Source organism: Mucilaginibacter corticis (assembly GCF_007558865.1).
Lineage (GTDB): Bacteria > Bacteroidota > Bacteroidia > Sphingobacteriales > Sphingobacteriaceae > Mucilaginibacter > Mucilaginibacter corticis.
Genome location: NZ_VLPK01000006.1, coordinates 142,601 through 169,388, shown reverse-complemented (window position 1 = coordinate 169,388; position 26,788 = coordinate 142,601). Strand labels below are relative to the sequence as shown.

Sequence of the window (26,788 nt, the reverse complement as noted above, 5' to 3'; positions counted from 1 at the left end):
AATATGCGCGGCAAATTAACGCTGCTATTGCTGGTCATTATTTGGTTCCCGGCGATAGCACAGATCAATAAAGCAGAATACTTTATCGATACAGATCCTGGTTTTGGAAAGGCATCGGCGATAACAATTACGACTGGGAATGATGTATCAACCCGGTTCAATGTGCCGTTGGCTAATATTCAGGAGGGATTACATACACTCTATGTCAGGGCCAGGGATGCAGCCGGGCATTGGTCGCTCAGCAGTTACAATACCTTTTATAACACAGCGATCAGCACAAAAAACGTTACGATATCGAAAATAGAATATTTCATAGATAAAGATCCCGGAATTGGTATGGGGACAGCTGTAAGCATACAAGCTGGACAGACCGTACTCAGTACTAATTTCAACGTCAATCTTACCCGGTTAAGTACCGGTACGCATATCATTTACGTGCGTACGCTCGACAACAAAGGTTCCTGGTCGGTAAGCAGCCAACAGTTGTTTTTTGTAAAACCATCCGGATTGGAGAAAATAGCCGCGATCAAGTATAATTTTGTCAGGGCTGGTTTTGAATCGCCTTTACATACTTATCCTATCGCGACGCCTGCGACTTCGGTCGATCTTAATTTTAAAGCCGATTTAAGCGACCTCCCGGCGGACCAGCAGTACACCATGCAGATTTATGCGGTCAGTGTAAGCGGCGTGCAAAGCTTGGTTAAAACCACTACAGTAAAAGTATGCAGCCAAAAATTGGCAGACGCAGGCTTTAGCTTTGTGCAATCCGATTTTAAAGTAAACTTTACAGCGGATAGCGCAAAAAACAGCAGTTACAAATATAGCTGGGATTTTGGAGACGGAGCAAAAGACAGCATACCGGTGGCTTTGCACCAATATGCGGCACAGGCCAATTATAAGGTAAAGCTGATCACGACCAATTTTTGCAATTCCGATACGGTTGTCAAGACTATTAGCGTTGACGGTTTAAAAAGCATTTATGCGAATCGCGGCGGCAATACTGGTCCGGTTACAGTTAATCTTCAGGGTTCAGGCTTTATCACTGGCACACAGGTTTTTTTAAATCATAACGGCCAGCACATACCGACACAAAACCTGAATATTCAAGATGTAGGCCTGGCGGTTGCAACATTCGATCTGAGCAAGCAAACTCCCGGATTGTGGGATGTTGTTGCTATATTTCCCGGGGGCAAAAGCGATACACTTTACAGAGCTTTCACTATCGAACAGGGTGGCCCAGTCAATCTTTCAGTAGCCATCTCCGGCGACCGCATCTTGCGTATCGGTTTTAACCAGGTCTATACCGTGACCTATACAAATAGCGGTAATACTGATGTCGGATTAGTTCCGATATTTATCGGCGGACTACCGAAAGGGACAAATATCGATATACAGCGCCCGCTTTTTGATATAGAAAGTGTGCCGGGTTTTGAAAACCTTGGTTTGGCTAATGACGGACATCCGACGACTATCAATGACGATGTATCGAATACCAGTTACAGAATGGTTCTCCTGCCCAAGATACCGGCCAATAGCAGCGGTACTATGGATGTCATATTCCATCTGCCTGATACCACTTCGTTACATTCAACGCCGGAAATCGTTTGCAGCATGGGTACACCGTATTTATCGTATAGTCCATCAGGTAACACGGATTATTCCGCGCTTATTAATAGTGCTGCAACATGTGGCATAAAAATAGCTGAAGCCGGTTTGGATTACGTTATTGAGAAATACGGACTTGGTAAAGATAAAGACCTGACAGGAATTTTTTCCTGCTTTGGCCCAAGCGATTTAAGCCCGGCATATAACCGCTTTGTTGATGAGTCAGCAAAAGACCCTAAAGTGCTTACATATGGCAAATTCGTTGATTTCGGAACCATACACGCTGCCGTAATCAAACGGTTTCTGGGTTGTACCAGAGTGGTCACTACCGCAGCCGGTGTTATTTCTGCGTTCTTAGCAAAGAATAGTGCACCTTTAGAAGCGGCCATCAATATCGACGCTAAACTTACCGAAGTGCAAGAATTTGCGGATAAGGAAGCTAATATTTTTACAGTTTTGCAAACGCTGAGAGAGTGTGATGAAGCCTTTAATTTTAAGATCAGCAGGTTTTTAAGCGTAATCGTGGGAAACGCGTTCGACCCTAACGCGCTTTACGGTCCCGGGGATCAGTCCGCGCAGCATTATACCAATCAGCCAGTACTTGATTACACCGTCAATTTTGAAAATAAACCCAGTTCAAATTTAAATGCACAAACGGTCACCGTACTTGATACACTCAGGAAAAGCGACTATGACTTGAATACTTTTGGCTTTACTTCGGTTACCATAGGAGACTCTACTTATAAATTTTCCGCACCGGTCAAATCTTTTATACACGATTTTGATTTCGTGGGCAAATACAGTGTAAAAGCCCGTGTAGTGGCAAGCTTTGACACGTTGTCGGGTATCGCCCAGTGGAAATTTTTCAGTATCGACCCGGCGACTAACCAGGTTACCACCAATGCCCTTGCCGGCTTTTTACCACCGGATATATCCGCTCCACAAGGACAGGGATTAGTTTCCTACCAGGTTGCAGCAAAGGCAGGCTATAACACTGGCTCAAAGCTAAACAACCAGGCTTTTATAACATTTGACCATAACCCGGTAATCCCGACGAATACTTGGAACAATGTTTTTGACCTGGTATCACCGCTCAGCAAAATAAAATCATTGCCGGCCACGAGTTCGGACACGACATTTACCGTCAACTGGGCAGGGACCGATAATTTGTCCGGAATAAGACATTACGATATTTATTATGCGGTAAATAATAGTTCTTACTTCCTGTGGAACGTTCATACAACCGCGACATCCGGCGCATTTACAGGCAAAAGAGATTCAACCTATAGTTTTTACTGCATAGCTACGGACAATGCGGGCAATACAGAAAATGCTAAGAATGGTGCAGAAGCAACCATAAAAATTGTTGCACCTGTCGTTGTTCCGGTTATCACGGCATTTAAGCCTTCTGAAGCGAAAAGCGGGGATACCGTGAAAATAACAGGTACCGGCTTCACAGGCGTGACTGCAGTCAATTTTGGCAATACCCCCGCAACCTCGTACGCAATAACTTCAGCTACTTCGATCACCGCGGTAGTTGGTAATGGTGCCAGCGGTGGTATTTCCGTAACTTCACCAGGAGGCTCCAGTACCATGCCGGGTTTCATTTACCTGCCAAAGCCCAGCATAGCCTCTGTTGATCCGCTTACAGGAAAGCCGGGGTCTACTGTAACGATAACGGGAACCGGATTGACAGGCGCGACAGCGGTAAGCTTTGGTGGTATTCCCGCCAGCTCCTTCACCATCAATTCTGCGACCAGTATCACAGCCATCGTCGGTTCAGGTGCAGGGGGAACGGTGTCTGTTTCTGCTCCCGGCGGATCCGTTACATTCGACGGCTTCAGTTTCTTACCGGCGGCAACGATAACAGCATCAGGTCCCCTGGAGCTATTATCGGGAGGAAGCGTAGTTTTAACGGCAAATCAGGAAGCGGGATATACATTTAAGTGGTATAAAAACGGCTTAGCCATCAGCGGAGCTAATAGCGCAAGCTTTACCGCGACAGAAAGCGGTTCATACACGGCCGGCATAGCTTTGAACGGGTTGCAGCAAATCTCTGCGCCGGTGACTGTCCATGTCGCTTTTGACCTGCCCGCTACGAACTTCACTATTACGAATACCAGCGTCACCTGTAAGGGTTCTGCAAATGGAAGTATTGGTATCACAGCTGCCCAAAACTTCAATTACACCGCTACTATAACAGCAAATGGAACATCTAATGTTTATCCCTTTAATACGGCCACTACGGTTGGTAACCTCGCTCCGGGCAATTACGATATCTGTATCACAGTGGAAGGCCAGGCAAACTACAAACAATGTTTTACAGCAGTGATCAGCGAGCCGAAGGACCTGTCATTGTATACAGCGGTAATTAAAAACACGAATCAGGTGGTTGTTTCGCTGGACGGCGGCAATGCTTACAACGTCACGCTGAACGGGGTAACGCATTCCACAACGGAAAGTCAGCTTACCTTAAAACTTCAAAACGGCGTAAACAAGCTCGTTGTGAATTCAGATAAACCCTGCCAGGGAGAAAAAAGCACGACAATTGTTACCGCGGACCGCCTGGTACCTTTTCCAAATCCTTTTGAAAATACGATCAATGTGAACCTGGGAAATGATATTGTTAAAAACGCCTTCATTTCGCTTTATGACAAAATGAACAAGCTGGTTTACTCGGGTAGCTTTAAAAACGCATCGGGTGTCCTTACGATAGATGCTGGCAATTTGAAACGCGGCGTATTTTTCCTGAAACTCTCTGCTGATGATAAGGTTAGCGTCTTTAAAATGGTGAAGCAATGAAAGTAAAAAAATATATTTTCCTTTTAAGTGTCCTGTTACTTACAGCCTGCGGAAAGAAAAGCTCGTCGCCGGATCCAAAACCCGTCCCGGAAGCGCCGGTGCCTGCTGCGGCTACACTCACTTTTCCCGCGCAAAACTCGCTTTGTAATGCGGGTGACGTCGTTTCAGACACCCAAACTAACATTATTTTAACCTGGAGCGCTGCCGCAAATGCCGATAGCTATGAAATTGATATCAAAGATCTACTTACGGGTACGGTAAGCAAGCAAAGCAGCACAACTAATCAGTTTAAAGCAACCCTGCTTAAAAACACGCCCTATGCCTGGTCAATAGTATCCAAATCTGAAAAAAATGTGCAAACAGCAAGCAGTGATACCTGGAAATTCTATGTTGCCGGACCTGGCATAACCAGCTACAGCCCGTTCCCTGCCACACTGCTCACGCCGTCTTTTGCGCAAACATTCGCCACAGGTACGGAGACAGTTGACTTAAGCTGGACCGGAAGTGACGCGGATAACGATATTGCAAGTTATAATGTTTATTTGGGTACAGCCGCGGATCCACCGCTATTAAAAAGCGGTCTCTCCGATCAATTTTTGAACAATATCACGGTAAGCCCCGGGAATACATATTACTGGAAAATTATCACTACAGATTCTAAAGGTAATACCTCCACTTCTGATATCTACAAATTTACAATTAACCAATAGCCCCCAATTACATTGTTATCTTCCCCTGTAAAAAGGATTCGAAGATTTCCAGTTTTCTTAGAAGATTGGAAATTCAGAGATTCTTGACCAGCAAATTTCGTTGGCTATAAAGCACTGATTAGTTTAGTCGGATATTTCAAGTCACTGCTATCCATCAATAAGTTAGCGTGGTCGAAGTGTTACGGAGTCAATCTATTGCATTCGCGGAATGAGACGATAAATGACATCGGAATTTAAAATTGGCTTACAACTCTACGAAATTTGATCTCTAAGTTGAATTTTTATCTCAACCCAAAACTCACGTGATGATTCATCTTTACGCACAACAAAAGTAAATTTGAAAGAAACCCGCAAAGGGTATATAAACAGCCCCCAACTGCACAGACATGCACCCGGCTGCCCTTTGCAAATTCCTTTCAAAAATTAAGGGGTGTTTAAGCGTAAAAATGAGAGAGAGTAAGCTGGAGGGAAAAAAGACGTTGCTCACTGTAGCAAACCTGTAGATGAACCCCGCATATGGGTTGAAAACCGGATGCGGTGTGAGGAAGCGAGAATTGAGAAAGACGGTTGATTTAAAAGAGATCAATCCTCAATTTCTTAATCATAAAAATATTTTTAGCAATTTATCAGCCACCGATAGGTCAATAAGCGATGATGAACAACGATGCTTCACCAATTTTCACGGCGATCCGTCATGACTAATTTTCGAAGGTCAGCAAGGGGCGAAGCACTTTGCGCAAGCTGAGAAAATTAGTCAGGGCGGTGAGCGGATGTTTTTCCAAACCGTAAATTCTTAGTCATAAAACATTCTTAATAATTGATCAGCGGCCTATCATCTCCGGCGCACATTAAATGATAGGCAATGTTGCAAAAAATCCATACCCCAAAACATTCTTAAGTTTCAATCAATCATCCGTCGATCAAGGCAGCACCGTGAACGATAAAGCAATCCCGCTTTTTGCATTCCCCCCAAAATCTTTTTATATTCGTTTTGCCATTATGCCACAACACCTGAAAATATTGACGGACAGCGAACTTGCCGGCCTATTAAGGTCAGGTGATGCCGGCGCCTATACCGAGATTTTTTTGCGCTTCAACCGTGTACTCGTGGCACACGCCTACCGCATGCTCGGCGACCGTGACCGCGCCATGGATGTCGTGCAGGATGTGCTCCTCAAAGTCTGGCAGAACCGGGAATCGCTGCAACTATCCGGCACCTTATCGGGTTATCTGTACCGCGCCGTGCGCAACCGCATCCTCGATGAGATCTCGCACCAGGAAGTCGTGGAACGTTATGTGGATTCGGCGATGGCTTTCGTGGAGCAGGGGCGCTGCCCTTCGGATGACCTGGTAATTGAAAAGGAACTGTTCGCGCTCGTGGAAAAGGAGATCGCCTTGTTACCCGAGAATATGCGCAGGGCTTTTATCCTGCGGAAGCAGCAGGAGCTGGGCTATGAAGAAGTAGCCGCGCAGCTGGGGATCTCCGAAGCTGCCGCTAAACAGCAGGTCTACAATGCCGTCAAATTGCTCCGCCTCAAGCTCGCCGACCTGCTGACCGTGATGCTTTTCTAAACGAGTTTGCATGATCAGGTGATTCATTATTTGCAGATCGTTTTACTTTTTCGAGTTATTCTTAAACGAAAACAGCCACGAAAATAAAGCCGGTTCCGCAAACACCCGGGCTTCAATATCGTGTTTCAAACCTGGGAGTTCCGTGTACCTGGCATTTTTGGCGCCGTCTTGCCGCAGGGCTTTGATCAGGGCGCGGTCGGGCCAGATGTTGATCACATCGTCGATCGCACCGTGAAATATCCAGATTGGAACCTTAGCTGCTACTTTAGGATATAAATCGACATTGGCCTGCCCGCACAACGGGAAAAAGGCCGCGAAATAATCGGGATAATGAATCACCAGATCGTACGCGCCAAAAGCGCCGAGTGAAGTGCCGCCCAGGTAAATCCTTTTAGGGTCCGCGATATGATGCCCGGCCAAACTGTCCATTAATAGTTTGACCAGCCGTTCTGGTGTCGTAAGTGCCATCGTATTCATTTGGTGGTTAACCGCTACGGTGGTATCAAATGGAGGCGAAGGCGGAAATTTGTTCCAGGTGCTGTCGGTCGGGCATTGTGGGAAAACGATGATGGCCTGGTATTTTTTGCGGACGGAATCCCTTAAAAAATCCTTGGCTACCCCGTAATATTTACTGCCTATACCGAGTTGACGTTCATTATTATTTCCCCTGAAACCGGCGCCATGCAGGTAAATGATCAAAGGGTAGACTTTTTTCGAATTGTACTTTTCAGGATAGAGTATCCGGTAACGCAGGGTGTCTTTGCCTTGGATAAACAGCGCCTTTTGATATAAGCTGAGATCCTGGGCCAGGGTAGTTTTAACACAGATCAGTAAAATGAGAATAGCAATAATTTTTTTTGAATCCATTATAGCCATTATTGAAGATTTAGTAATTAGAATTTACAGCCAAGACCATATTGATCCCATATAATTAGTGTCATTTGTAATAGCTAAGTTAACTATTACAAGCGTTCGTTCGCCAATTCACAACCATTAAAAAAGGTGTATGATAAGCTGTGAATAATAACAATTAGAATTATTTGTAGGTTTTCTTTTTTGATGAGACCTGATACGTCGGCTTTGTTGTAATTTTGAAAATCATGACGACCCGTCCCCAGCAACTTACGGAAGCTTTCAAACAATTAGTTGACCAGCACCTGGCCGACCTTGTGAATTTGCGGGCGACTAAAATGCTGGAAATCGAGCAATTTGCCGAGCTGTTGCATATACATCCCACGCATCTGAGTAACACGATCAAAGACGCGACCGGCACTTCGCCTTGCGGTATCTACCAGGAAAAGATCACGCAACTGTTACGCGCTTTATTGACTAATCCGGCCTTAAGCATCAAAGACATCGCGCTTGCGCTGGATTTTGAGCCCTCTCAATTCACCAAATGGTTCCGGCGTTTTAACGGCGTTTCGCCAAAAGAATTCCGACAAAGCAAAATACTTAAATCATGACCATTTTTATCGTCTGGCGGCTCCGACCTTTGAAAAAAAATCAACATGAAACTGAAAAATGCAAAAGTTCTGATCACCGGTGGCAGTGAGGGCATTGGTAAAGGGCTGGCCGCACGCCTGTTGGCGGCGGGCTGTACCGTGATGGTAACGGGTAGAAACGAAGCCAAACTCAAGGAAGCGGCGGCCGAACTGCCCGGCCTGCTAATCTATCAGAATGATATCGGCAACCCGGAGGAGCGCGAAAAACTGGCCATGTATCTCGAGCAAACTTTGCCCGGTTTAAATATCCTGATCAATAACGCCGGTATCCAGCGCCGTATTGGGCTGGCAGCAGATAACGCTTCGTGGTCGGAACGACAGGCTGAAATCGATATCTTACTGTCCGGCCCGATCCATCTAAACCACTTGCTGATCCCAGTGCTGTTAGCGGATGGTAAAAATGCGCTGATTGTTAATGTGACCTCGGGAGGCGCCTATATCCCGCAGGCTTTCGCTCCGGTTTATAGCGCCTGTAAAGCGGCTTTACACCATTATACGCTGATCCTGCGGCATGCCCTGTCTGCTACCGGGTGCCGGGTTGCTGAATTGATCCCGCCCGCGGTACAGACCGCTCTTGCAGGGCCCGGCCTGGATCACGGTGCATCGCTGGATGCTTTTTGCAACCAGGTGTTTTCGGGCTTATTTACCGACGACCGGGATGAAGTCGGTTTTGGCCCTACTGCTGATCTCAAAGTGGAAATCAACGGGCAATCTCAGGCTGCCTTGTTTTTAAACAGTGCATCAAGATTCCCGCCTGATCTGTATTCCCGTTAACAAACAATAGTTGATTTGTATCCATAAAAGAGGGGAAATGGTCTCATCAAAAAAGAGAGCTTAAAATTATTTAACAATTTTTTTACGATTTTTTATTACGCGGGGCCTGCTTGTCCGTCTTTACTTCAATGACACGGAAAAAGCAATTCCTCGAATTAGTAAAAAAATATCAGAACGGCACTTTGAGCGCGGAGGAACGGCGCTTGCTGGATGCCTGGTATAACCGTTATGGTGAAGAAAGCAAAGACGAGCTCGATGAAGCCGGTTTAGCCGAAACTGAAAGTCTGTTACGCGGACGCCTGCCGCTTGCGCCTCCCGCGAAAATCCGCCGCTTATGGCCGCGCATCGCTGCAGCAGCGTCAATTTTGCTGATCTTATCGGCTGGCGCCTTTTTAATTATTCAAAAACAGGCGAAGCCCGTCATCATCGCCCAGCACGATATCGCCCCGGGTCATAACCGCGCGACCCTGACACTCGCCGGCGGCAAACAGATCGCTTTAACAAAAAAGAGTAACGGGACATTAGCGGTTCAAGGGGCCACGACCATTATTGCAGGTGGCGGGGCTGTCACTTATACTATTGTTGATAAAGAAAACATGGTCAGCTACAATACTTTGTCTACAGCCAGGGGCGAAGCTTCGCCTTTCCCTTTGGTACTCGCTGACGGCACCAAGGTCTGGCTCAACGCCCAATCCAAACTGACCTTTCCGACCGTCTTTAACGGCAAGGAAAGGATTGTCGAATTAACAGGCGAAGCTTATTTCGAAGTAAAGCATAACGCGGCGCAGCCTTTCAAAGTCAAAACGGCTAACCAAACGGTCGAAGATTTAGGGACGGCCTTTAACGTGAGCGCCTACATAGATGAAAAAGCGACGCTAACCACCCTGGTAGAAGGCAGTGTGAAAGTCAATAATAAAGTCCTGAAACCGGGCCAGCAAACGGATGGTGAGAAAATAACGGAAGTGAACACCTCCCAATACTTAGCCTGGAAGAACGGGGATTTTGATTTTGAGAACAACGATATCCGTACGATCATGCGCCAGCTGGGCCGCTGGTACGAAATGGATGTGGACTACCAGGGAACGATCAGTACCGACGGTTTCAGCTCCCTGATCTCGCGGCAGCACAATATCAGCAGTGTGCTGAAGCTGCTGGAAAGGACGGGGGGCGTACACTTTAAGATCACAGGAAGGAGGGTCACGGTCTCGCAGTAAAAGAAAAGCCATAACCCCCGAAATAAAAAAGTCATCCCCATTGGGATGGGGATGACGGGAATGAATTTATGAACCGCCTGAGCCGCTGCGTCTGGTAAACTAACGGCAAAGGCATTAAAATCCAAACTGAACGAATGTACGATTTTTACAAACAATCCGTATGGCATGGCCGTACGCAAAAACTCTTCCTGGTCATGAGGATCACGACCTTCCTGTTGTTGTTGTTTATTTTGCAGGTGAGCGCGAGCAGCCTGGCGCAGAAGGTGAGCCTGGCTGTGCATGATGCGCCGCTGGCGAGGGTGTTCCAGGAGTTGCATAGCCAGACGGGTTATGATTTTGCTTATCAGACCAGGACGCTGGAATCGGTGAAGCCGGTGACGCTGGAGGTGAAGGACCTGGAATTGAAGGATGTCCTTGATAAGCTGTTTGAAGGGCAGCCTTTGACTTATACGATTGAGGATAAGTCTATCGTAGTTAAAAAGAAAGAACCCTCCATTATTGATAAGATTACGTCATTTTTTAATGTGATTGATGTGCATGGGAGGGTGGTTGATGAGACGGGGAAGCCGATGGCGGGGGTGAGCATTCGCGTTAAGAACGGTAATGGTGCAACGATTACGGATGCTAAAGGTGAATTTAGCATTAAACGGGTAGACCCCAAAGCTATACTATCTATTACTTTTATTGGCTACAAACCCTATGAGATCGAAGCAGACGGACAGTTAAATAATATCAAAATGGAGGTTAGTACTTCGAAATTGGACGAAGTACAAGTCCAAGCTTATGGCATAACTTCTCAGCGTTTGAGCACAGGGAATATTTCAACTATAAAAGCCCTTGATATTGAAAAAGCCCCTGTACAAAATCCCTTACTGGCGATTGAAGGCAGAGTTCCTGGTGTGTTTATCGAGCAAGCAACTGGTTTTGCTAACAGCGGAGTAAAAGTACGCATTCAAGGAACGAACAGTATTCTTAATGGGAATGATCCGTTATTTGTCGTTAACGGGGTGCCATATATATCGCAATTGTTGCCAAGCCTAAGCAACATTCAGGGTACATCAGGCAATTACGCCAGCAGTCCGCTGAGTTTTATCAATCCTGCCGACATTGAAAGTATAGATGTGCTTAAGGACGCGGATGCAACTGCAATTTACGGAAGCAGGGCAGCAAACGGGGCGATTTTGATCACCACAAAGAAAGGGAAATCAGGACAAACTGCTGTTACGTTCAATATTCAATCCGGTATAGGACAAGTCGGCGAGAAAATGCGTCTCATGAATACAGATCAATATGTCGCAATGCGTAAAGAAGGGTATAAGAATGATGGAATAGACTATACTACCCAACCTGTTAATGGTAGTAATTTTGATCTTTTATTATACGATCAGCATGCAAATACTGACTGGCAGAAAGTGTTCCTTGGTAAGAAAGCTCAGTACAATGACGCCCAGTTGTCCGTATCAGGCGGGTCAAATAATACCAATTATCTAGTAAGCAGTAACTGGCATCGGGAAACTACGGTATTTCCCGGGGCAGACAATGATCAAAAAGGATCTATACATTTCAATCTTAATAGTGCTTCGGCAAATCAAAGATTTAAAATGACATTTACTGGAGACTATATGGCTGATGATAATCATTTACCATTGGCGGATCTTACGGTAAATGCGATGACGACTCCTCCCAATGCCCCGTCTTTGCACAACCCTGACGGAACATTAAACTATAATATCTTTACTGACCCGAGTACGGGTGCAAAAACGATATTCCAGGCTAATCCTCTTGTCAATTTTTTATATGCAAACTACCATGTGAAAACGGACAATCTTCTTAGCAGTATGACTTTTAGTTACGAAATTGTGAAAGGTTTATACGCCAAAACGCTTTTTAGTTATTCACAGCTAGAGGGGAATGAACAAGGCTTATATCCCGGCACGCTAGTTAGTCCACTTATTCCCGTGTTGCCAAGCTACCGGACGGCTATGTATGGGACGAATAGCGTATCTTCCTGGCAGATCGAACCGCAATTGACCTACACTACGACGTTGTTCAAAGGTACACTTGATGCCGTTCTCGGTAATGCTATTGACCAGGAAAACGATAACCGGTCGGAATTAATCACTTCCGGATTTGCAAACGATCAATCGCTACTGAATCAAAGTGCGGCTACAACGATCACTATTCCTCCAAACAGCAGTATCATATCGAAATATAAAACTAATTCCATATTTGGCCGCTTAAATTATAATTGGGGAGACAGGTATCTTGCTAGTTTCAATATTCGTAAAGATGGCAGCAGCAGATTTGGGGCTGACAATCACTATCATGATTTTTGGTCCATGGCTGGCGGTTGGGTTTTCTCTAATGAAGCATTTGTTAAGAATAGTCTTGAATTTCTCAGTTTTGGAAAATTAAGGGGGAGCTACGGAACAACAGGAAGTGACCAGATTGGTGATTATTCATATTATAGTTTGTATTTCAACAGTACAGAACCAATTCCTTACCAGGGTATCACTACGCTATCTTCCACTGGCATATCCAACCCTTACCTGCAATGGGAAGAAACGCGAAAATTGCAATTTGGTCTGGATCTGGGACTCTTTAAGGACAGACTAACCATTAATGCTAACTACAACAGGAACCGCTCATCCAATGAACTGCTTTATTACCCGCTGCCCAGTATTACCGGTGCCGGTTCAATCGCGGAAAATTTTCCTGCCACAATACAAAACAGCGGACTGGAGTTAACCATTAATGGTCAGATTATAAAAAATAAAGATTTTCAGTTTACGCTGGGAATTAACGCGACCATTCCGAAAAATAAACTGGTGTCTTTCAAAACGCTCGCAACATCGTCGTATGCAACACAACTAATCATCGGGCAGTCTATCAATATCCAGAAAGCCTATAATTTATTACCGGTAGATGCCGCGACTGGAGTTCGCCAATTTTTGGCCAAAAATGGTTCAGTTGTTAGTTTTCCGTCTTATCCCGACGATATGACTTTGCTTCAAAATCCGGATCCTGAGTTTTACGGAGGTGTGACCCCGGGATTACGCTATAAATCTTTATCACTGGATATGCTTATCACGTTTGTCAAACAGCAAGGCTCGATTTATTATTCAACACAAAACGGAAATGTGATTCCGGGCGCAGTGGGATATAATCAACCCACCTATGTTCTTGACAGATGGCAAAAGGCTGGAGACGTAGCCACTTATCAAAAATTCACGACAACCTATCCCTACTTTCCTTCTCCAAATAATTCAGTGTGGGGAAACGCATCTTATGCGAGGTTAAAAAATGTGTCGCTTTCCTGGGATCTTCCACAATTGTGGAAAACGAAGGCTCAAATGCAAAATGCTCGCATTTTTTTTCAAGGGCAGAACCTGTTGACGTTCACCAATTACTTGGGTCTTGACCCGGAAACAAAATCTACTACTACTTTGCCACCACTTAGGGTATACACGCTAGGTGTTCAGGTAACATTTTAATTCTGATTAATAAATGAGTATGAAAAAGAAACTATCATATATTCTGTCGGGTATCCTGATTATAGCATTTTATTCCTGTAAAAAGCTGGTGGAAGTAGATCCGCCAATTACCCGTACGACCGAAGGCTCCGTTTTTTCTACAGATGATAACGCGATCGCGGTGGTGACAAACATCTATGAGTCGCTTAGCCAACAAGATTTATCAGGTAACGGTTCGCTAATGTCACTGTCAGCCATCGGAGGACTGTATGCTGACGAACTGAATTTGTTTGATGCTACTAATACCGGGTTGAATTTATTTTATACCAATTCGCTAAATCCGACGGTGACCGGTCCGTGGGGTAATTATTACGCGACGATATTTACAACGAATACCGTTCTTTCAGGTCTTGGCCACTCAGCCACGCTTAGTCCTGCTGTGAAAACACAATTAAAGGGTGAAGCCGAGTTTATCAGGGCTTTTTGCTATTTCTATTTGGTAAATCTATACGGTGACGTTCCGCTGGTAGTTACACCGGATTACAAAGTCAATTCCGTTCTGAGCAGAAGCCCTGTAGCCTCAATTTATCAACAGATCACAAATGATTTGTTAAACGCAGAAGCTGATCTAAGCTCGGATTACCTTGATGGTACATTGAAACCTTATGGTGGATCTCCAGAACGTGTGCGTCCGGCTAAGGCTGCGGCTACTGCGTTATTATCTCGGGTTTATTTATATCAGCAAAAATATGCCGAGGCTGAAATCTACGCCTCTAAGCTCATTGCCGATTCGACATATGCATTAGTGCCTTTGGATAATGTTTTTCTCAAAAATAGTAAAGAAGCTATCTGGCAAATACAACCCACATTGGTTACCGCAACCCAGGAAGGAAGGTTTTTTGTATTACCTCCAGGAGGCCCGGGGATGGGGCAACCCGTTTATTTGTCGGATACACAACTCAATGTATTTGATGTGGGTGATGGCCGTAGAACTAAATGGATCGACATTGCTTCTGGATTTTACTTTGATGCCAAGTATAAAGTTGGCGGCATAGTAGTTCAAGCTCCTGTAACGACTGAATATTCAATGGTATTGAGATTGGCCGAACAATACCTGATTCGAGCAGAAGCCAGAATAAAACAGCATAAAATCGATGCGGGCGTAGGGGACCTTAATATTTTAAGAGGCCGTGCACGCGTAGCTCCCACATCTCAGAATCCCAATCCACTGCCTCCGTTACCAATAGGCATGTCAGCCGCAAACGCAATGAAGGCAGTAGAAAGGGAACGACAATGTGAGTTGTTCTGTGAATGGGGAAATCGTTTCTTTGACTTGAAAAGATGGCCAAGCGCAACCAATCCATCTATTTCGCTGGCAGATGAAGAACTATCACAAGTCAAAAAAAACTGGAAAAGCACGGATAAATTCTGGCCCATCCTTCAGGATGACATTGTAAAGGATCCAGCCCTGAAACAAAATCCCGGATATTAATCAAACTTATGAAACGTTTAATTCAATTAGCTATACTTCTCTTGTTTCCTGCAGCAAGCTTTTCGCAGCCGGGTACGCTGAAACATGCCATGACGATTGATGACATCGGTCACTGGCAAGACAAAGACAGTAGTTGCAGAGTAAGTCCGGACGGGAAATTTGCCATAATTTCCTATACGTTTAAAAGTGGCAAGTCCTATTTCACAATAAAACCTACGGAAGTATCTGCCAAGCATCGCGTTATTCAATTTAACGGAGAGGACCCCGGCTTTGGCCCGGAAGGAAACTGTGTGTATTACAAATCAGATGGTAAAATATTCATCTATCGTTTTGCCGACGGTAAAGAATTTAGTCTGAAGGGTGATGAATTCCATCCAGTCGGAAACATTCTGCTGACCAAAAATAAAGACACAGTCATTTTGGTAAGCTTGTCAGTACTCGCCGTCGTCCGTACTCAACCTGATTGTAATAACTATTTTATAAATCCACAACAATCGTACTTGGTTTTGACAGCTGATAAATCATTAATAATCATTAATCTGAGAACATTAAAATCGCGAACAGAGACCTTATCCGGTGCGGTTTCAGAATTAGCATTCAGTCAAAACGGGGGTAGATTTGGTGCAATCATAATCTCCAATCATAAATATACCCTTCGCTATGAAAATCTCGCTACCGAGGCGCTCAAATTAATCAATTTACCTGATTCGGACCGTTATCATAATGGAATGCAAACTACCTATAGCAACTTGGTTTTTAACCAGGAAGAAAGCAGGGTTGGAATTGTCCGAAAAATAATTGATACTATTACAGTACCACCGAAAAAAACTAACGACGGACCTGATTTATATAGTTTTGTCGACGGCGCACAACCTCAAGCGTCAAAAGGGTTGCCTTTACAAAATCGGCAGAATGAGCATCTTATAGTTTTTAACCTGGCATCCGGGAATCGCGAATTGATCATGGATCGTAAAAATATAGATCATGGGGTAGATGAGGGACGAAATGTTTTGCATGATTTTTTGATATTGAAAAGTGGCATTCGAAATCAGTTATGTTTGTTTAATCTTTTGGAAAAAAAGCTATTTGTTGATACAGGTGTCAACGAAACAAGATCAATCATCTTTTATTCTCCTGCCGGAAAATTTTTGTATGGCTTTGATGACAGTTCCAAAGATGCCTTTTATTTCAATTTACAGTCACATAAACTGACGCGCTTGCGGTCACTTATACCGGTCCCGCTTTACGACGACGCCATTGGTAATGCTCCGGATAGACGAAGAAACTTTGGATTTGCAGGGTGGGGTCCCGGTGATGAATACTTTCTAATCTATGATCGCTATGATATTTGGAAAGTAGATTGTCAGCGAACGTTTAAAGCTCATAACCTTACAGTAGGATTCGGTCGGCAAAATGCAATTGTGTTCAGAAGACCGACAGATTTCCGGACCATAATAGAGACAAGTTTAAAAAAAAACGAAGAGTTGCTATTAATCGCTTTAGATGAACGGACTATGGACAATGGTTTTTGGAAAATAAATACAGGTTTTGCTGGTAAACCCGTATGTTTTACCATGGGACCATTTGTTTATTGGTTGCCAGACTACCTCATGTATGGCGATAATTCCGGGCCATACAATGGAGCAGGCCAAATACCAATCAAGCTTTCTGGATGCGATAAATATATAGTTTCAAGAGAGTCATCAGAAAGCGGCATATTCACTATGCTGACAAACGATTTTAAAACTTTCAACCCTGTTTTTTCAAAAACTCCTCCTGCCAATCTTAATTGGATGACTTCAGAATTAGTTACGTGGGAGTTGCCTGGCGGACAAAGGTCAAAAGGTATATTGTACAAGCCAGAGAATTTTGATAAATCAAAAAAATATCCTGTTTTATTCAACTTTTATGAAACAAGAAGTGGGGAATTACACAGATTTCCCGAGCCGGCCCTGTCTGCTGCAAATGTTGATATAGCATTTTATGTGAGTAACGGATATCTGGTGTTTATCCCTGATATTCACTATGTTGTAGGCAGTCCAAGAGAGAATATTACAAATTCCATAGTTTCTGCAGCCCAAAAATTAAAGACGTTTTCATGGGTAGACAGCGCGAAAATGGGTCTTCAGGGCCATAGTTTCGGAGGATATGAAGTTAATTGCGTAGTCACAGATTCTCCGATATTTGCCGCCGCTTGCAGCGTATCTGGTTGTGTCGACATGATTAGCGCCTATAGTCAGCAAGGCTTGGTCAATTACCATGGAAGGCTTGGCAGCTCTTGGTTTGAGACCGGACAATCAAGACTTGGGGTAAGTCCTTCAGTTAATATTTCCACTTATATAAAAAACTCACCGATAATGAATGTTTCTCGAGTGTGCACCCCACTGTTGATCGTACAGAATAGGGATGATGGCGCGGCTTCTTTTGCGCAGGGGCTGGAATTTTACATTGGATTGCAAAGGGCAGGTAAACAAGTATGGATGTTACAGTATGACCAAGAGGGGCACACTATTGAACAGCCGAAAAATGCGCTGGACTTAACCATTAGGATGAGACAATTTTTCGATCATTATTTAAAAAACTCACCTGAACCTGAGTGGCTGCATAGTAAGTCTGATTTTCCTTCAAATTCTGAAAATAATTTATAACCAAAAAATGTTAGCTAATGTGTTAATAGCTAATGATGATCAAATCAAAAATAATGAAAACTAGATTATATACATTGATTGCAGTGTACTTGCTAATAGTTGGCAAAACGATAGCTCAACACAGTTACAAAATGCAACCCGCTGTTCTTCAAACGAGATGGGCAAAAGAAGTCACCGCTTTGCACAACCATGATGCCTATCCGCGCCCGCAATTAATGAGAACGAACTGGATAAATTTGAATGGGCTATGGGATTACGCAATCGTTCACAAAGGTGAACAGCCAAAAGAAAATTTTGGCGGCCGGATCTTGGTGCCGTATCCTATAGAATCAGCGTTGTCGGGAGTGCAGAAGAGCTTGTTGCCTGATCAGGAACTATGGTACAAAAGAAAAGTATTAAAACCAAAGTCCAAAACTGGTGATAGGGTGTTATTACATTTTGGAGCAGTAGACTGGCAAGCTACAGTCTTCGTTAACGGCAAAGAAGTCGTCAAACACGAAGGCGGCTATACAGCTTTTACAGTCGATATCACAAGTGAACTTAAAGCTGGGAGCAATGAGTTAAAGGTAAAAGTATTTGATCCGACAGATGCTGGTATTCAACCCCATGGAAAGCAAACTTTGAATCCTGCGAATATCTACTATACACCAAGTTCCGGAATATGGCAAACCGTTTGGATGGAGGTTGTTCAGAAAAACTATATCGAGAGCTTAACGATTACACCAGATATTGACAAAAAGCTAGTTAGCGTGATTGTACATTCACACGTAAATGGCACTGTTAAACTTAAAACGGATAACTGTATCATTGCGGGTAAAGCGAATACAGTAATCAACGTTCCGGTCAAAGACATGAAACTTTGGTCGCCGGAAAATCCGCATTTGTATGACCTGACTGTCATATTGGGTAAGGATCAGGTTAAATCCTATTTTGGAATGCGCAAAATTGGTGTAGCCAAAGACATTAAAGGAATCAGTAGGATATGTTTAAACAACAAACCGTATTATAACTTAGGCACCCTGGATCAGGGTTTCTGGCCCGACGGTTTATATTCCGCTCCAACGGATGCAGCTCTGAAATTTGATGTCGAAGCTATTAAAGCTATGGGTTTTAATACGATTAGGAAACATATAAAGGTTGAACCTGCCAGGTGGTATTATTACGCCGATAAATTGGGAATATTGGTTTGGCAAGATATGGTAAATCCCGATCAACAGCTTAGACCTGGAGCTAAAGTCGAATTTGAAAAAGAAAGCAAAGAGATTGTTAATCAGTTGCATAATTATCCGAGTATAACCACTTGGGTTCTGTTTAATGAAGAATGGGGAGCCTATGACCAGGCGAGAATGACAAATTGGTTAAAAATATCGGATCCAACTAGATTGGTAAACGGCCATTCAGGCGGCATTCTTTATGTCAATAACCAAAAGGCTAAGGGCGCAGATACATCTTACGTTAATGCAGATATCACGGATATTCATAGTTATCCGAATCCAATGATTTCGTTAAATCAAAACAACAAGGCAATGGTCTGCGGTGAGTTTGGCGGTATAGGCGTATCGGTAACGGGACATGAATGGAACGATATTACTGGATGGGGTTATGTACAGGTTTTGCCAAAGGACCTGGAAAGTAGATACGATCACATGATCAAAAAACTCTATCAATTAAAAGAACAAGGCCTTTCAGGCAGTATCTATACCCAACCGTTTGACGTGGAGGGAGAAGAAAACGGTTTGATCACCTACGATCGGGAAATAGCCAAAGTGCCGTTGACCAGGCTGAAAGAGATCAATAGCCAATTGATACGAACCGCGCCATATCATTTATCGACCACCATCGGTAATACTAATAATATCCAAACTGATGTACAATATCAGACTCTTTTAGATAAGTTCAATCAAAATCCGAACCAGGATTCAACCTTCCTAAGAGGGTTAACAATAATGGCGCTACATAAAAAAGACCAGGAAAACCTTACGAAGATCGGGAATGCTTATATTGATAAGTTAAAATATCCTGACATTGATCAAAATGCCGTTTTTATTTCCCAGATTACTAGGACTAGTAAGGATAAAGGATTTCAACTTTTCAGTAAATCTGACAATCCGCAACGCCAAAATTTTGCCGTTAATATTTTGATGAGTGAGATATTATCCAAACTAGATAATGAGACTAATTTAGCAATACTTGATACTGTAGCCCAAAAAGTAACAGAAAAGTACGGCAAAATTGGTGAACGTGCATCGGCTCATGCCATCGCCGGATTTGCCTGGAACAAGCAGAACTGGCCGCTATTCGTAAAATATAAGAATATTATTTACAAAAAATTTGATGCCGATGTGAATGGTTTGAACATTAACAATGATTCCTGGACCATATTTCTTAAAAGTGTCGATAAGTTCGAATTGGAAAGTGCCTTAAACTGGCAAAAGATCGTATTGGGACGTGAACAATACAAAGACGGCGGTTCAATCGATACATACGCTAACATCCTGTACAAACTGGGACGGAAAGAGGAGGCAATAGAATGGGAAAATAAAGCGATCGCAACAAGCGAGGATCCTGAATTAAAAAAGACCTTGGAAAAAATGAAGGCAGGCCAGCCAACCTGGTGAAAACTAACCATTGGTGGATAATCAAGTACGCTGAAATGAGTAAAAAACAAGAAAGACCGTGCTTCCGGTCTTTCTGTTTTGGTTTAAAACATATATCCCGTTTCATGTTTCACTTCTGACATGACAAACAAGCTCTGCATATTGCCGACATCCGGCAAAGCAGAGAGGATCTCGTTGAGGATATGGTCGTATTCATCGATGTCCCGGCAGGCGACGCGCAGGAGGAAATCGAAGGAGCCGGTGAGGTGGTAGCATTCCATGACCTCGGCTACTTTAACGACTTCGCTGCGGTATGCGGCGAGGCTCTCTTTGGAATGTTGTTTGAGTTGTACCTGTACGTAACAGATGAGGCCCTTGCCGACCTTTTTATGATCGACTTCGGCTCGGTATCGCTTGATGTAGCCCGTGTTTTCCAGGCTGCGGATGCGGGTATGGATGGCGTTGACGGATTTATGGAGACGAAAGGCAATCTCTTTATGGGTCAGGGTACAGTCCTGCTCCAGGAGCTTTAAAATGCCCTGGTCAGTTTTGTCTAATTCTTTCATAGGTGTTTTGCATAAATTGTTCAGCTACGCTTACCATCGCTTTGGAACCGATAAAGATAGGGGCACGCTGGTGTAGTTCGTATACATCAAGATCTAAGATACGGGAGCTTCCGTTGGTGGCTTTGCCGCCCGCCTGTTCGATGATGAACGCCATCGGGTTACATTCGTAGACCAGGCGCAGTTTTCCGTTTGGAGCGGAAGAGGTTACAGGGTAGATAAAGATGCCGCCTTTGATCAGGTTGCGGTGAATGTCGGCTACCATGGAGCCGATGTAGCGGGAGGCGTAGGGCCTCCGTGTCGCGGCATCTTCCACCTGGCAGTATTTGATATAGTCTTTTACGCCCTGCGGGAAATGCACGTAATTGCCTTCATTGATGGAATATAGCGTACCGGTCTCGGGAATTTTGAGATTCGGATGTGACAGGCAGAATTCACCGATGGACGGATCAAGCGTAAAGCCATTCACGCCTTTGCCGGTGGTATAGACCAGCATGGTAGAGGAGCCGTAGATGATATAGCCCGCGGCGACCTGTTCGGTACCTTTCTGCAGGACATCATGGAGTGTCGCGGGGCCGCTTGCAGTACGCCGCCTGTAAATGGAAAATATGGTGCCGACAGGCACATTCACATCAATATTGGACGAGCCGTCCAGCGGGTCAATCGCCACGATATATTTGGCGTTTTTGGAAATGTCAGAATCTAAACGGATGATCTCTTCGTTTTCTTCTGAAGCGACGATACAACATTCGCCGCCTGATTTGAGGGCCGCGATAAATTGCTGGTCGGCGTAGACGTCCAGTTTCTGCTGGCTTTCGCCCTGGATATTCGTGCTGCCTGCCTGCCCGAGGATATCCATCAGGCCGGCTTTATTGACCTCGCGGTTGACGATCTTGGCGGCGATGCCGATGTCCCGCAACAGGCGGGAAAGCTCGCCTTTGGCATAAGGAAAGTCCGCCTGCCTCTCGATAATAAATTGGCCCAAAGTGATGGTTTTTGTCATAGGCTTAGTGTATTGGATTTTTGGCAAGATACATGCTTATCTTCTTAAATCACAAATAGACAGGCTCCGGAAATGTGGTAAACCGTTTTACTTATTGTATCGAAACTGGTTATTAAAACCAAAAAAATAGTTCTAAAACAATTTAATTGTTACTTTATGCTTTTAAATGCGAGTTTTTGGTTTTGTTTCCCAAAGATAAGGTTACTTATAGTACTTCAAACCAAAACTATCCAGATTTACATCTTCAAATACACCAATTATATTCATGTCACAAACAAAGCACAACTTCGGGGCAGGGCCCTGCATTTTGCCGCCCGTCGTATTAGAAGGATCGGCTGAGGCGGTACGGGAACTGGACGGCTCGGGTTTATCCCTGCTGGAGATCTCGCACCGTTCACCAGCTTTTAGCGCGGTCATTTTTGAAACCGAAAAACTGGTCAGGGAACTCTTGCAAGTCCCCGATACCTACAGCGTGCTTTTCCTGCAGGGTGGAGCCAGTATGCAGTTTGCCATGATCCCGATGAACTTTTTGGGATCAGAGCAAACCGCTTATTATTTGGACGGCGGTTATTTCGGGAAAAAGGCGATCAGCGAGGCAAAGGTTACAGGCCAGGTAAAGGTAGTAGATAAAGCCGATGCCTTGATCCCCAAGGAAGCGGCTTATTTTCATATCACTTCCAATAATACGATAGAAGGTACGCAACTGCCTGTTTTCCCGGTGACACTGGCGCCCTTAGTTTGCGATATGTCTTCGGACATTTTCAGCCGCCCGGTCGATATCACGCAATTCGACCTGGTCTATGCCGGGGCGCAAAAGAATATGGGGCCGGCGGGCATGACCCTGGTCATTGCCCGGAACAGCTTTTTGGACAGTATCCGGAACAAGGTACACGCGATCCTGGATTACCGGGTTTACCGGGAGCATGGCTCGATGTATAATACACCGCCTGTTTTTGCGATCTATGCGGCTATGTTGAACTTGCGCTGGCTGAAAAGCAGGGGCGGGGTGAAGTTTACCCAGCTGGAGAACCGGGCCAAGGCGCAATTGCTGTATGATGAGATCGACCGTAACCCACTGTTTTACGGGCTGGCAAAAAAAGAGGAACGTTCGGTGATGAACGTCACGTTTAAAATGCACGACGCCGGTAAAGAAAAAGACTTTTTAGCTTTTTGTGAGCAGCGCGGGATCGTCGGGATAGCGGGTTACCGTACGGTAGGCGGTTTCCGGGCTTCTTTGTATAACGCCTTGCCGTATGAAAGTGTACAGGCATTGGTTAAAGGTATGCAGGACTATGGCAACAATTAAACCTTTCCGCGCCTTGCGGCCCGAACCCTCATATTCAGGCAAGTTGAAGGACCTGTTGGAAGCGCCGGCGCGGGTCCGTCCGGAAACGGAGGAACGGCAAATGGCCGCTTATGCGGAGATCCGGAATAGGATCGACCTGCTGAAAGCGCAAGGTAATTTGCACCTGGACGAACAGGCAGGTATTTATATTTACGAGATCGTTCAGCCGGGTTACCGGCAAACGGGGATTTGGACCCTCACGGCGGTGCAGGATTATGTGGAGGGCAGGATCAAATTGCATGAGCAGACGCTGGCGGACAGCGAGCGTCGGATCTGTAATTACCGCAGGCATACTGGCCTGGAAGGCAGTCCCATTGTATTGACCTACCCGTCTGATGAAACGATTAACCGAATCATCGGGGAAGCCTGCAATGCTCATCCTGAAGCAGCAACAAATCGGATATTGAAGATCGAAGATCCGGTAACCGTGAATGAATTGATCAAAGCATTTAAAGGAATTGAGGAATCATATTTGGCCGACGGGCACCACCGCCTGGCCGGAACGGTCAGGAACAACCCGGACTCCTGGATCTCCAGTTTGTACATCGCGTCCGATCAGCTCCGAATCATCGACTATCACCGTGTTGTTATCCCGCAACTCCCCATCAATAAGACCTATTTATTACAACGCCTCGCCGAAATTTGTGAAATCAAACAAGATTTTAAGAGGCGCAGCAAAGGAAGTTTTGAGCTATACGTAGACGGCATCTGGTACGAACTCCAATTAAATAACAGTGAAGCATTGGATGTCGTTTCCTTACAGGAACAGATCCTGGCCCCGTTGTTCGGGATCACCGATCCGCGAACCGACAGCCGTTTAAAATGTATCGGCGGTGAAAGCGCCGATCTTGAAATAGACAGTTTATTAAAATTACATCCCGAAGCGATCGCTTTTAAATTACAGCCCATGAGCGTGGACGACCTGATGGCCGCTGCGGCAAAGGGCCAGCTCCTGCCGCCGAAATCGACCTGGGTCGATCCGAAAGTACCTTATGGTTTACTCATGTACCAGCACAGCTTCGAAGGAAAAGATATATCCGCATTACATTATGACTAAACAACCCAAAATACTGATTATCGGCGCGCTTGGCCAGATCGGGACCGAACTGACCACCGCCTTAAGCGCCAAATATGGCGAAGCCAACGTTTTCCCCAGCGATATCGCCCGGGAGAACGAGCAGCCCAATTACATCGCCCTGAACGCCTTACAACATGACCGCATCGAACAAGTCGTGCTGGACAAAGGCATCACGCAGATCTATTTACTGGCAGCGATGCTTTCCGCCAATGGCGAAAAAGACATCAACGCCGCCTGGACACTCAACGTGCAAAGCCTGATGTCCGTCCTGCAGATCGCGCGCGACCATAAACTGGATAAAATCTTCTGGCCCAGCAGCATCGCCATTTTCGGCCCTACATCTGCCAAACATAACTGCCGCCAGCATGCACGCGCGGAACCCATTACCGTTTACGGGATCAGTAAAAAAGCGGGGGAGCATTTCTGCAACTATTATTTCGAGAACTTCGGGGTAGATGTACGGAGTCTCCGTTTCCCGGGGCTGATCTCGCATACCGCGCCCCCGGGCGGCGGCACGACGGATTACGCGGTGGATATTTATCATAAAGCGATCCGGGACGGTCATTTTAACTGTTTTCTGGAAGAGGATTGCTGCCTGCCGATGATGTATATGCCGGATGCGATCAGGGCCACGCTGGAACTGATGGAGGCGCCGAAGGAAAAGATCAGTATCCGCACTTCCTACAATATCGCGGGGATGAGTTTCGCGCCCTGTGATATTGCCGCTGCGATCCGCGATCATATCCCGGGATTTACGATGCAATGTGCGCCGGATTTTCGCCAGGCGATCGCGGAGAGCTGGCCGGCGAGTGTAGATGATACGCAGGCGGGAGCGGACTGGGGATGGGAACCGGCGTTTAATTTAGAAAATATGACAGCAGACATGCTGCAACATATCAAAGAGGCTCACAAAGCAATTTTAGTTTAATAGGTGGTTTAGGGGCCGCGCGAGGCGGCCCCGTTTTTTTTCATCAAAATTTTAGGGTATATTGTTCCCTATGTTCAACCTCCTTTGTCTGATCGGTTTTCATGAATGGCGCAGCCGGAACCCGTCTTCACGCAACTGTAAACGCTGCGGGAAAAAACAGCAGCGGCTGCCCTATGATCCGGGCAAATGGCAGAACGCCTGATTAGATAGACAGGCGATAAGGCTTATCGCTTGAACAAACGCTCATCATAATAAAATGGCTGTTGATGAATTACCTGCACGCCGCCTGCTTCGGGATGCAACGGGTTGATCAGTACGTTCTGCGCGAGCGGGTCGATGACACTGGGGACGAACAATAATAGCGCGCTTCGGTTGCGCAGCCAGGTATTGCCGATCAATTGCAGAAAAGCAGGGGCGGGGTAAGTCGCCCAGTCAGCCGGTAGTTGCGTGGCATCCAGTGCCTCCTGGCTAACGGTGTCGGGGGCTTCGAGTATCGTCAGGACAAGGTCATGGTGGATTTCTTCGGGCCGCAGATGGACCAGTTTTTCCAAAATACAGGTGGAAGAATTTAAGGACGTGTAAATGACCGGGAGACGGTCATGCCAGCGCGCGGCGGAAAAAAGGCCGCCCTGGCCGCTCAGGTCCGAAGCATATTTTTCGCGGGCGATCCGGTAAAGCTTCACGCGTAAAAACCAAATTCGATCTGGGCCAGTACATCATGGACCAGGCGGTAGCCTTCAGCGGTATCCAGCAGTTCAAGCGGGACCTGGTTGCCCAAAGCCAGCTGAGGTCTGTTCAGCCAATTTTCCAATGTTTCGACATCGCCGAAAATATCAAGGCCGCGGATATACAGCCGGCTAAACTCATAGATAAAACCGGATTGTTCTACCGGGAGCAGGTCGTTTTTATCGTAACGGTTCATCTGGCGGACACTGAGGTGCAGGATCTGCGCTAATACTTTCCGGGAAACCGAGGTCCGGTCCAAAATAATTTCGATGGCATCGTAGGGAACACCATGCCGGATGCAGTCCAGCACATCTAAGCGGGTTTTGCAACGGTTTTCATTTTTCTGATGATCATCGGGTAAGAAATACCAATACGCCCGGCTATACTCATCCACTCCTTCGGTAAGTGATCTGATATCTAATGTTTTCATACCTTTATGTCATGTGTCCTCAAAGTTAAAGACATTTGTCTTTAATTCCAAAAATTGATGACGATTTTCAACTCCTTTGTCTGATCGCTTTTCATGATTGACGCAGAAAGGACCCTTGAGTAGAAATTCTGCAAGGCTTGATCATATGATTCCGTAGGATATAGAGCACGATTGGTGTAATCAATTATTAAACGTGGCATTTGAAAATGAATGAATTAGCATGGTTAAAGTGTTACGAAACTTTCGATTCTCCATCTCGCAATGGGGTGATTAACAGGCTCGGAATATCCAGGTATAAACAGGGTATTATATAGGGAAGGCAAAAA

Annotated in this window: 18 protein-coding genes; 13 read left to right on the top strand and 5 right to left on the bottom strand. The window is 45.3% G+C overall.

The genetic code is table 11. The annotated features are described in order from the left end of the window. The first annotated feature begins 3 nt into the window (after positions 1-3). The 3 genes from FO440_RS22535 to FO440_RS22525 all read left to right on the top strand — a co-directional run bounded on the left by FO440_RS22535 (position 4) and on the right by FO440_RS22525 (position 6,689). Complete coding sequence (locus FO440_RS22535) at positions 4-4,407, top strand: DUF7619 domain-containing protein (RefSeq protein WP_144250574.1); 4,404 nt, start codon at positions 4-6, stop codon at positions 4,405-4,407. Continuing rightward, positions 4,404-5,117, top strand: coding sequence for a hypothetical protein (locus FO440_RS22530; protein WP_144250573.1), 714 nt, complete (start codon positions 4,404-4,406; stop codon positions 5,115-5,117). Before FO440_RS22535 ends, FO440_RS22530 begins: the two co-directional genes overlap by 4 nt. Positions 5,118-5,969: 852 nt before the next feature. After that, positions 5,970-6,689 carry an RNA polymerase sigma factor gene (locus FO440_RS22525; protein ID WP_246104298.1) on the top strand — a complete coding sequence of 240 codons (720 nt, stop codon included), beginning with the start codon at positions 5,970-5,972 and terminating at the stop codon, positions 6,687-6,689. A gap of 42 nt (positions 6,690-6,731) precedes the next feature. On the opposite strand, the gene FO440_RS22520 is transcribed toward FO440_RS22525, so the two are convergent. Further along, on the bottom strand, positions 6,732-7,556 hold the full coding sequence (locus FO440_RS22520) for a carboxylesterase family protein (RefSeq protein WP_186292763.1): 825 nt from the start codon (positions 7,554-7,556) through the stop codon (positions 6,732-6,734). Between the two features lie 233 nt (positions 7,557-7,789). Between FO440_RS22520 and FO440_RS22515 the strand changes: the two genes are divergently transcribed. The 7 genes from FO440_RS22515 to FO440_RS22485 all read left to right on the top strand — a co-directional run bounded on the left by FO440_RS22515 (position 7,790) and on the right by FO440_RS22485 (position 20,410). Continuing rightward, positions 7,790-8,152, top strand: coding sequence for a helix-turn-helix domain-containing protein (locus FO440_RS22515; RefSeq protein ID WP_144250571.1), 363 nt, complete (start codon positions 7,790-7,792; stop codon positions 8,150-8,152). A 45-nt stretch (positions 8,153-8,197) separates the two neighbouring features. Next, complete coding sequence (locus FO440_RS22510; RefSeq protein ID WP_144250570.1) at positions 8,198-8,965, top strand: SDR family oxidoreductase; 768 nt, start codon at positions 8,198-8,200, stop codon at positions 8,963-8,965. A 128-nt stretch (positions 8,966-9,093) separates the two neighbouring features. Continuing rightward, on the top strand, positions 9,094-10,179 hold the full coding sequence (locus FO440_RS22505) for a FecR family protein (protein WP_144250569.1): 1,086 nt from the start codon (positions 9,094-9,096) through the stop codon (positions 10,177-10,179). A gap of 134 nt (positions 10,180-10,313) precedes the next feature. Continuing rightward, positions 10,314-13,673 carry a SusC/RagA family TonB-linked outer membrane protein gene (locus FO440_RS22500; RefSeq protein WP_144250568.1) on the top strand — a complete coding sequence of 1,120 codons (3,360 nt, stop codon included), beginning with the start codon at positions 10,314-10,316 and terminating at the stop codon, positions 13,671-13,673. Between the two features lie 19 nt (positions 13,674-13,692). Further along, a complete protein-coding gene (locus tag FO440_RS22495; RefSeq protein WP_186292762.1) occupies positions 13,693-15,144 on the top strand; it encodes a RagB/SusD family nutrient uptake outer membrane protein in 1,452 nt (483 codons plus the stop codon). Positions 15,145-15,152: 8 nt separating this feature from the next. Next, positions 15,153-17,792 carry an alpha/beta hydrolase family protein gene (locus FO440_RS22490; protein ID WP_144250566.1) on the top strand — a complete coding sequence of 880 codons (2,640 nt, stop codon included), beginning with the start codon at positions 15,153-15,155 and terminating at the stop codon, positions 17,790-17,792. A 53-nt stretch (positions 17,793-17,845) separates the two neighbouring features. Beyond that, complete coding sequence (locus FO440_RS22485) at positions 17,846-20,410, top strand: glycoside hydrolase family 2 protein (protein ID WP_144250565.1); 2,565 nt, start codon at positions 17,846-17,848, stop codon at positions 20,408-20,410. 83 nt (positions 20,411-20,493) lie between these two features. Here the strand turns inward: FO440_RS22485 and FO440_RS22480 are convergent, their stop codons facing one another. Together FO440_RS22480 and fbp are read right to left on the bottom strand one after the other, a co-directional pair. After that, positions 20,494-20,955, bottom strand: coding sequence for an Lrp/AsnC family transcriptional regulator (locus FO440_RS22480; RefSeq protein WP_144250564.1), 462 nt, complete (start codon positions 20,953-20,955; stop codon positions 20,494-20,496). Next, complete coding sequence (fbp, locus tag FO440_RS22475) at positions 20,933-21,955, bottom strand: class 1 fructose-bisphosphatase (protein WP_144250563.1); 1,023 nt, start codon at positions 21,953-21,955, stop codon at positions 20,933-20,935. The genes FO440_RS22480 and fbp overlap by 23 nt, the downstream gene beginning before the upstream one ends. 265 nt (positions 21,956-22,220) lie before the next feature. Here fbp and serC point away from each other — a divergent pair, with 265 nt between their 5' ends. The 3 genes from serC to FO440_RS22460 are packed head-to-tail and all read left to right on the top strand — an operon-like array spanning position 22,221 to position 25,306. Next, complete coding sequence (gene serC, locus FO440_RS22470; RefSeq protein ID WP_144250562.1) at positions 22,221-23,261, top strand: 3-phosphoserine/phosphohydroxythreonine transaminase; 1,041 nt, start codon at positions 22,221-22,223, stop codon at positions 23,259-23,261. Continuing rightward, positions 23,248-24,357, top strand: a complete 1,110-nt coding sequence (locus FO440_RS22465) for a DUF1015 family protein (protein WP_186292761.1) — start codon at positions 23,248-23,250, stop codon at positions 24,355-24,357. Before serC ends, FO440_RS22465 begins: the two co-directional genes overlap by 14 nt. Further along, positions 24,350-25,306, top strand: a complete 957-nt coding sequence (locus tag FO440_RS22460) for an NAD-dependent epimerase/dehydratase family protein (protein ID WP_144250560.1) — start codon at positions 24,350-24,352, stop codon at positions 25,304-25,306. Before FO440_RS22465 ends, FO440_RS22460 begins: the two co-directional genes overlap by 8 nt. 224 nt (positions 25,307-25,530) lie before the next feature. Here FO440_RS22460 and FO440_RS22455 read toward each other — a convergent pair whose 3' ends face one another. Further along, entirely contained in the window at positions 25,531-25,989 is a 459-nt protein-coding gene (locus FO440_RS22455; RefSeq protein ID WP_186292760.1) for an RES family NAD+ phosphorylase, read from the bottom strand. Continuing rightward, entirely contained in the window at positions 25,986-26,462 is a 477-nt protein-coding gene (gene parS / locus FO440_RS22450; RefSeq protein ID WP_144250558.1) for a type II RES/Xre toxin-antitoxin system antitoxin, read from the bottom strand. Before parS ends, FO440_RS22455 begins: the two co-directional genes overlap by 4 nt. Positions 26,463-26,788: the final 326 nt, after the last annotated feature.

What these genes read in the sequence shown, in the direction of transcription:
- FO440_RS22535 (WP_144250574.1), top strand. Translation starts at nt 4, where the DNA reads ATGCGCGGCAAATTAACGCTGCTATTGCTGGTCATTATTTGGTTCCCG.
- FO440_RS22530 (WP_144250573.1), top strand. Translation starts at nt 4,404, where the DNA reads ATGAAAGTAAAAAAATATATTTTCCTTTTAAGTGTCCTGTTACTTACA.
- FO440_RS22525 (WP_246104298.1), top strand. Translation starts at nt 5,970, where the DNA reads ATGATAGGCAATGTTGCAAAAAATCCATACCCCAAAACATTCTTAAGT.
- FO440_RS22520 (WP_186292763.1), bottom strand. Translation starts at nt 7,556, where the DNA reads ATGGATTCAAAAAAAATTATTGCTATTCTCATTTTACTGATCTGTGTT.
- FO440_RS22515 (WP_144250571.1), top strand. Translation starts at nt 7,790, where the DNA reads ATGACGACCCGTCCCCAGCAACTTACGGAAGCTTTCAAACAATTAGTT.
- FO440_RS22510 (WP_144250570.1), top strand. Translation starts at nt 8,198, where the DNA reads ATGAAACTGAAAAATGCAAAAGTTCTGATCACCGGTGGCAGTGAGGGC.
- FO440_RS22505 (WP_144250569.1), top strand. Translation starts at nt 9,094, where the DNA reads ATGACACGGAAAAAGCAATTCCTCGAATTAGTAAAAAAATATCAGAAC.
- FO440_RS22500 (WP_144250568.1), top strand. Translation starts at nt 10,314, where the DNA reads ATGTACGATTTTTACAAACAATCCGTATGGCATGGCCGTACGCAAAAA.
- FO440_RS22495 (WP_186292762.1), top strand. Translation starts at nt 13,693, where the DNA reads ATGAAAAAGAAACTATCATATATTCTGTCGGGTATCCTGATTATAGCA.
- FO440_RS22490 (WP_144250566.1), top strand. Translation starts at nt 15,153, where the DNA reads ATGAAACGTTTAATTCAATTAGCTATACTTCTCTTGTTTCCTGCAGCA.
- FO440_RS22485 (WP_144250565.1), top strand. Translation starts at nt 17,846, where the DNA reads ATGAAAACTAGATTATATACATTGATTGCAGTGTACTTGCTAATAGTT.
- FO440_RS22480 (WP_144250564.1), bottom strand. Translation starts at nt 20,955, where the DNA reads ATGAAAGAATTAGACAAAACTGACCAGGGCATTTTAAAGCTCCTGGAG.
- fbp (WP_144250563.1), bottom strand. Translation starts at nt 21,955, where the DNA reads ATGACAAAAACCATCACTTTGGGCCAATTTATTATCGAGAGGCAGGCG.
- serC (WP_144250562.1), top strand. Translation starts at nt 22,221, where the DNA reads ATGTCACAAACAAAGCACAACTTCGGGGCAGGGCCCTGCATTTTGCCG.
- FO440_RS22465 (WP_186292761.1), top strand. Translation starts at nt 23,248, where the DNA reads ATGGCAACAATTAAACCTTTCCGCGCCTTGCGGCCCGAACCCTCATAT.
- FO440_RS22460 (WP_144250560.1), top strand. Translation starts at nt 24,350, where the DNA reads ATGACTAAACAACCCAAAATACTGATTATCGGCGCGCTTGGCCAGATC.
- parS (WP_144250558.1), bottom strand. Translation starts at nt 26,462, where the DNA reads ATGAAAACATTAGATATCAGATCACTTACCGAAGGAGTGGATGAGTAT.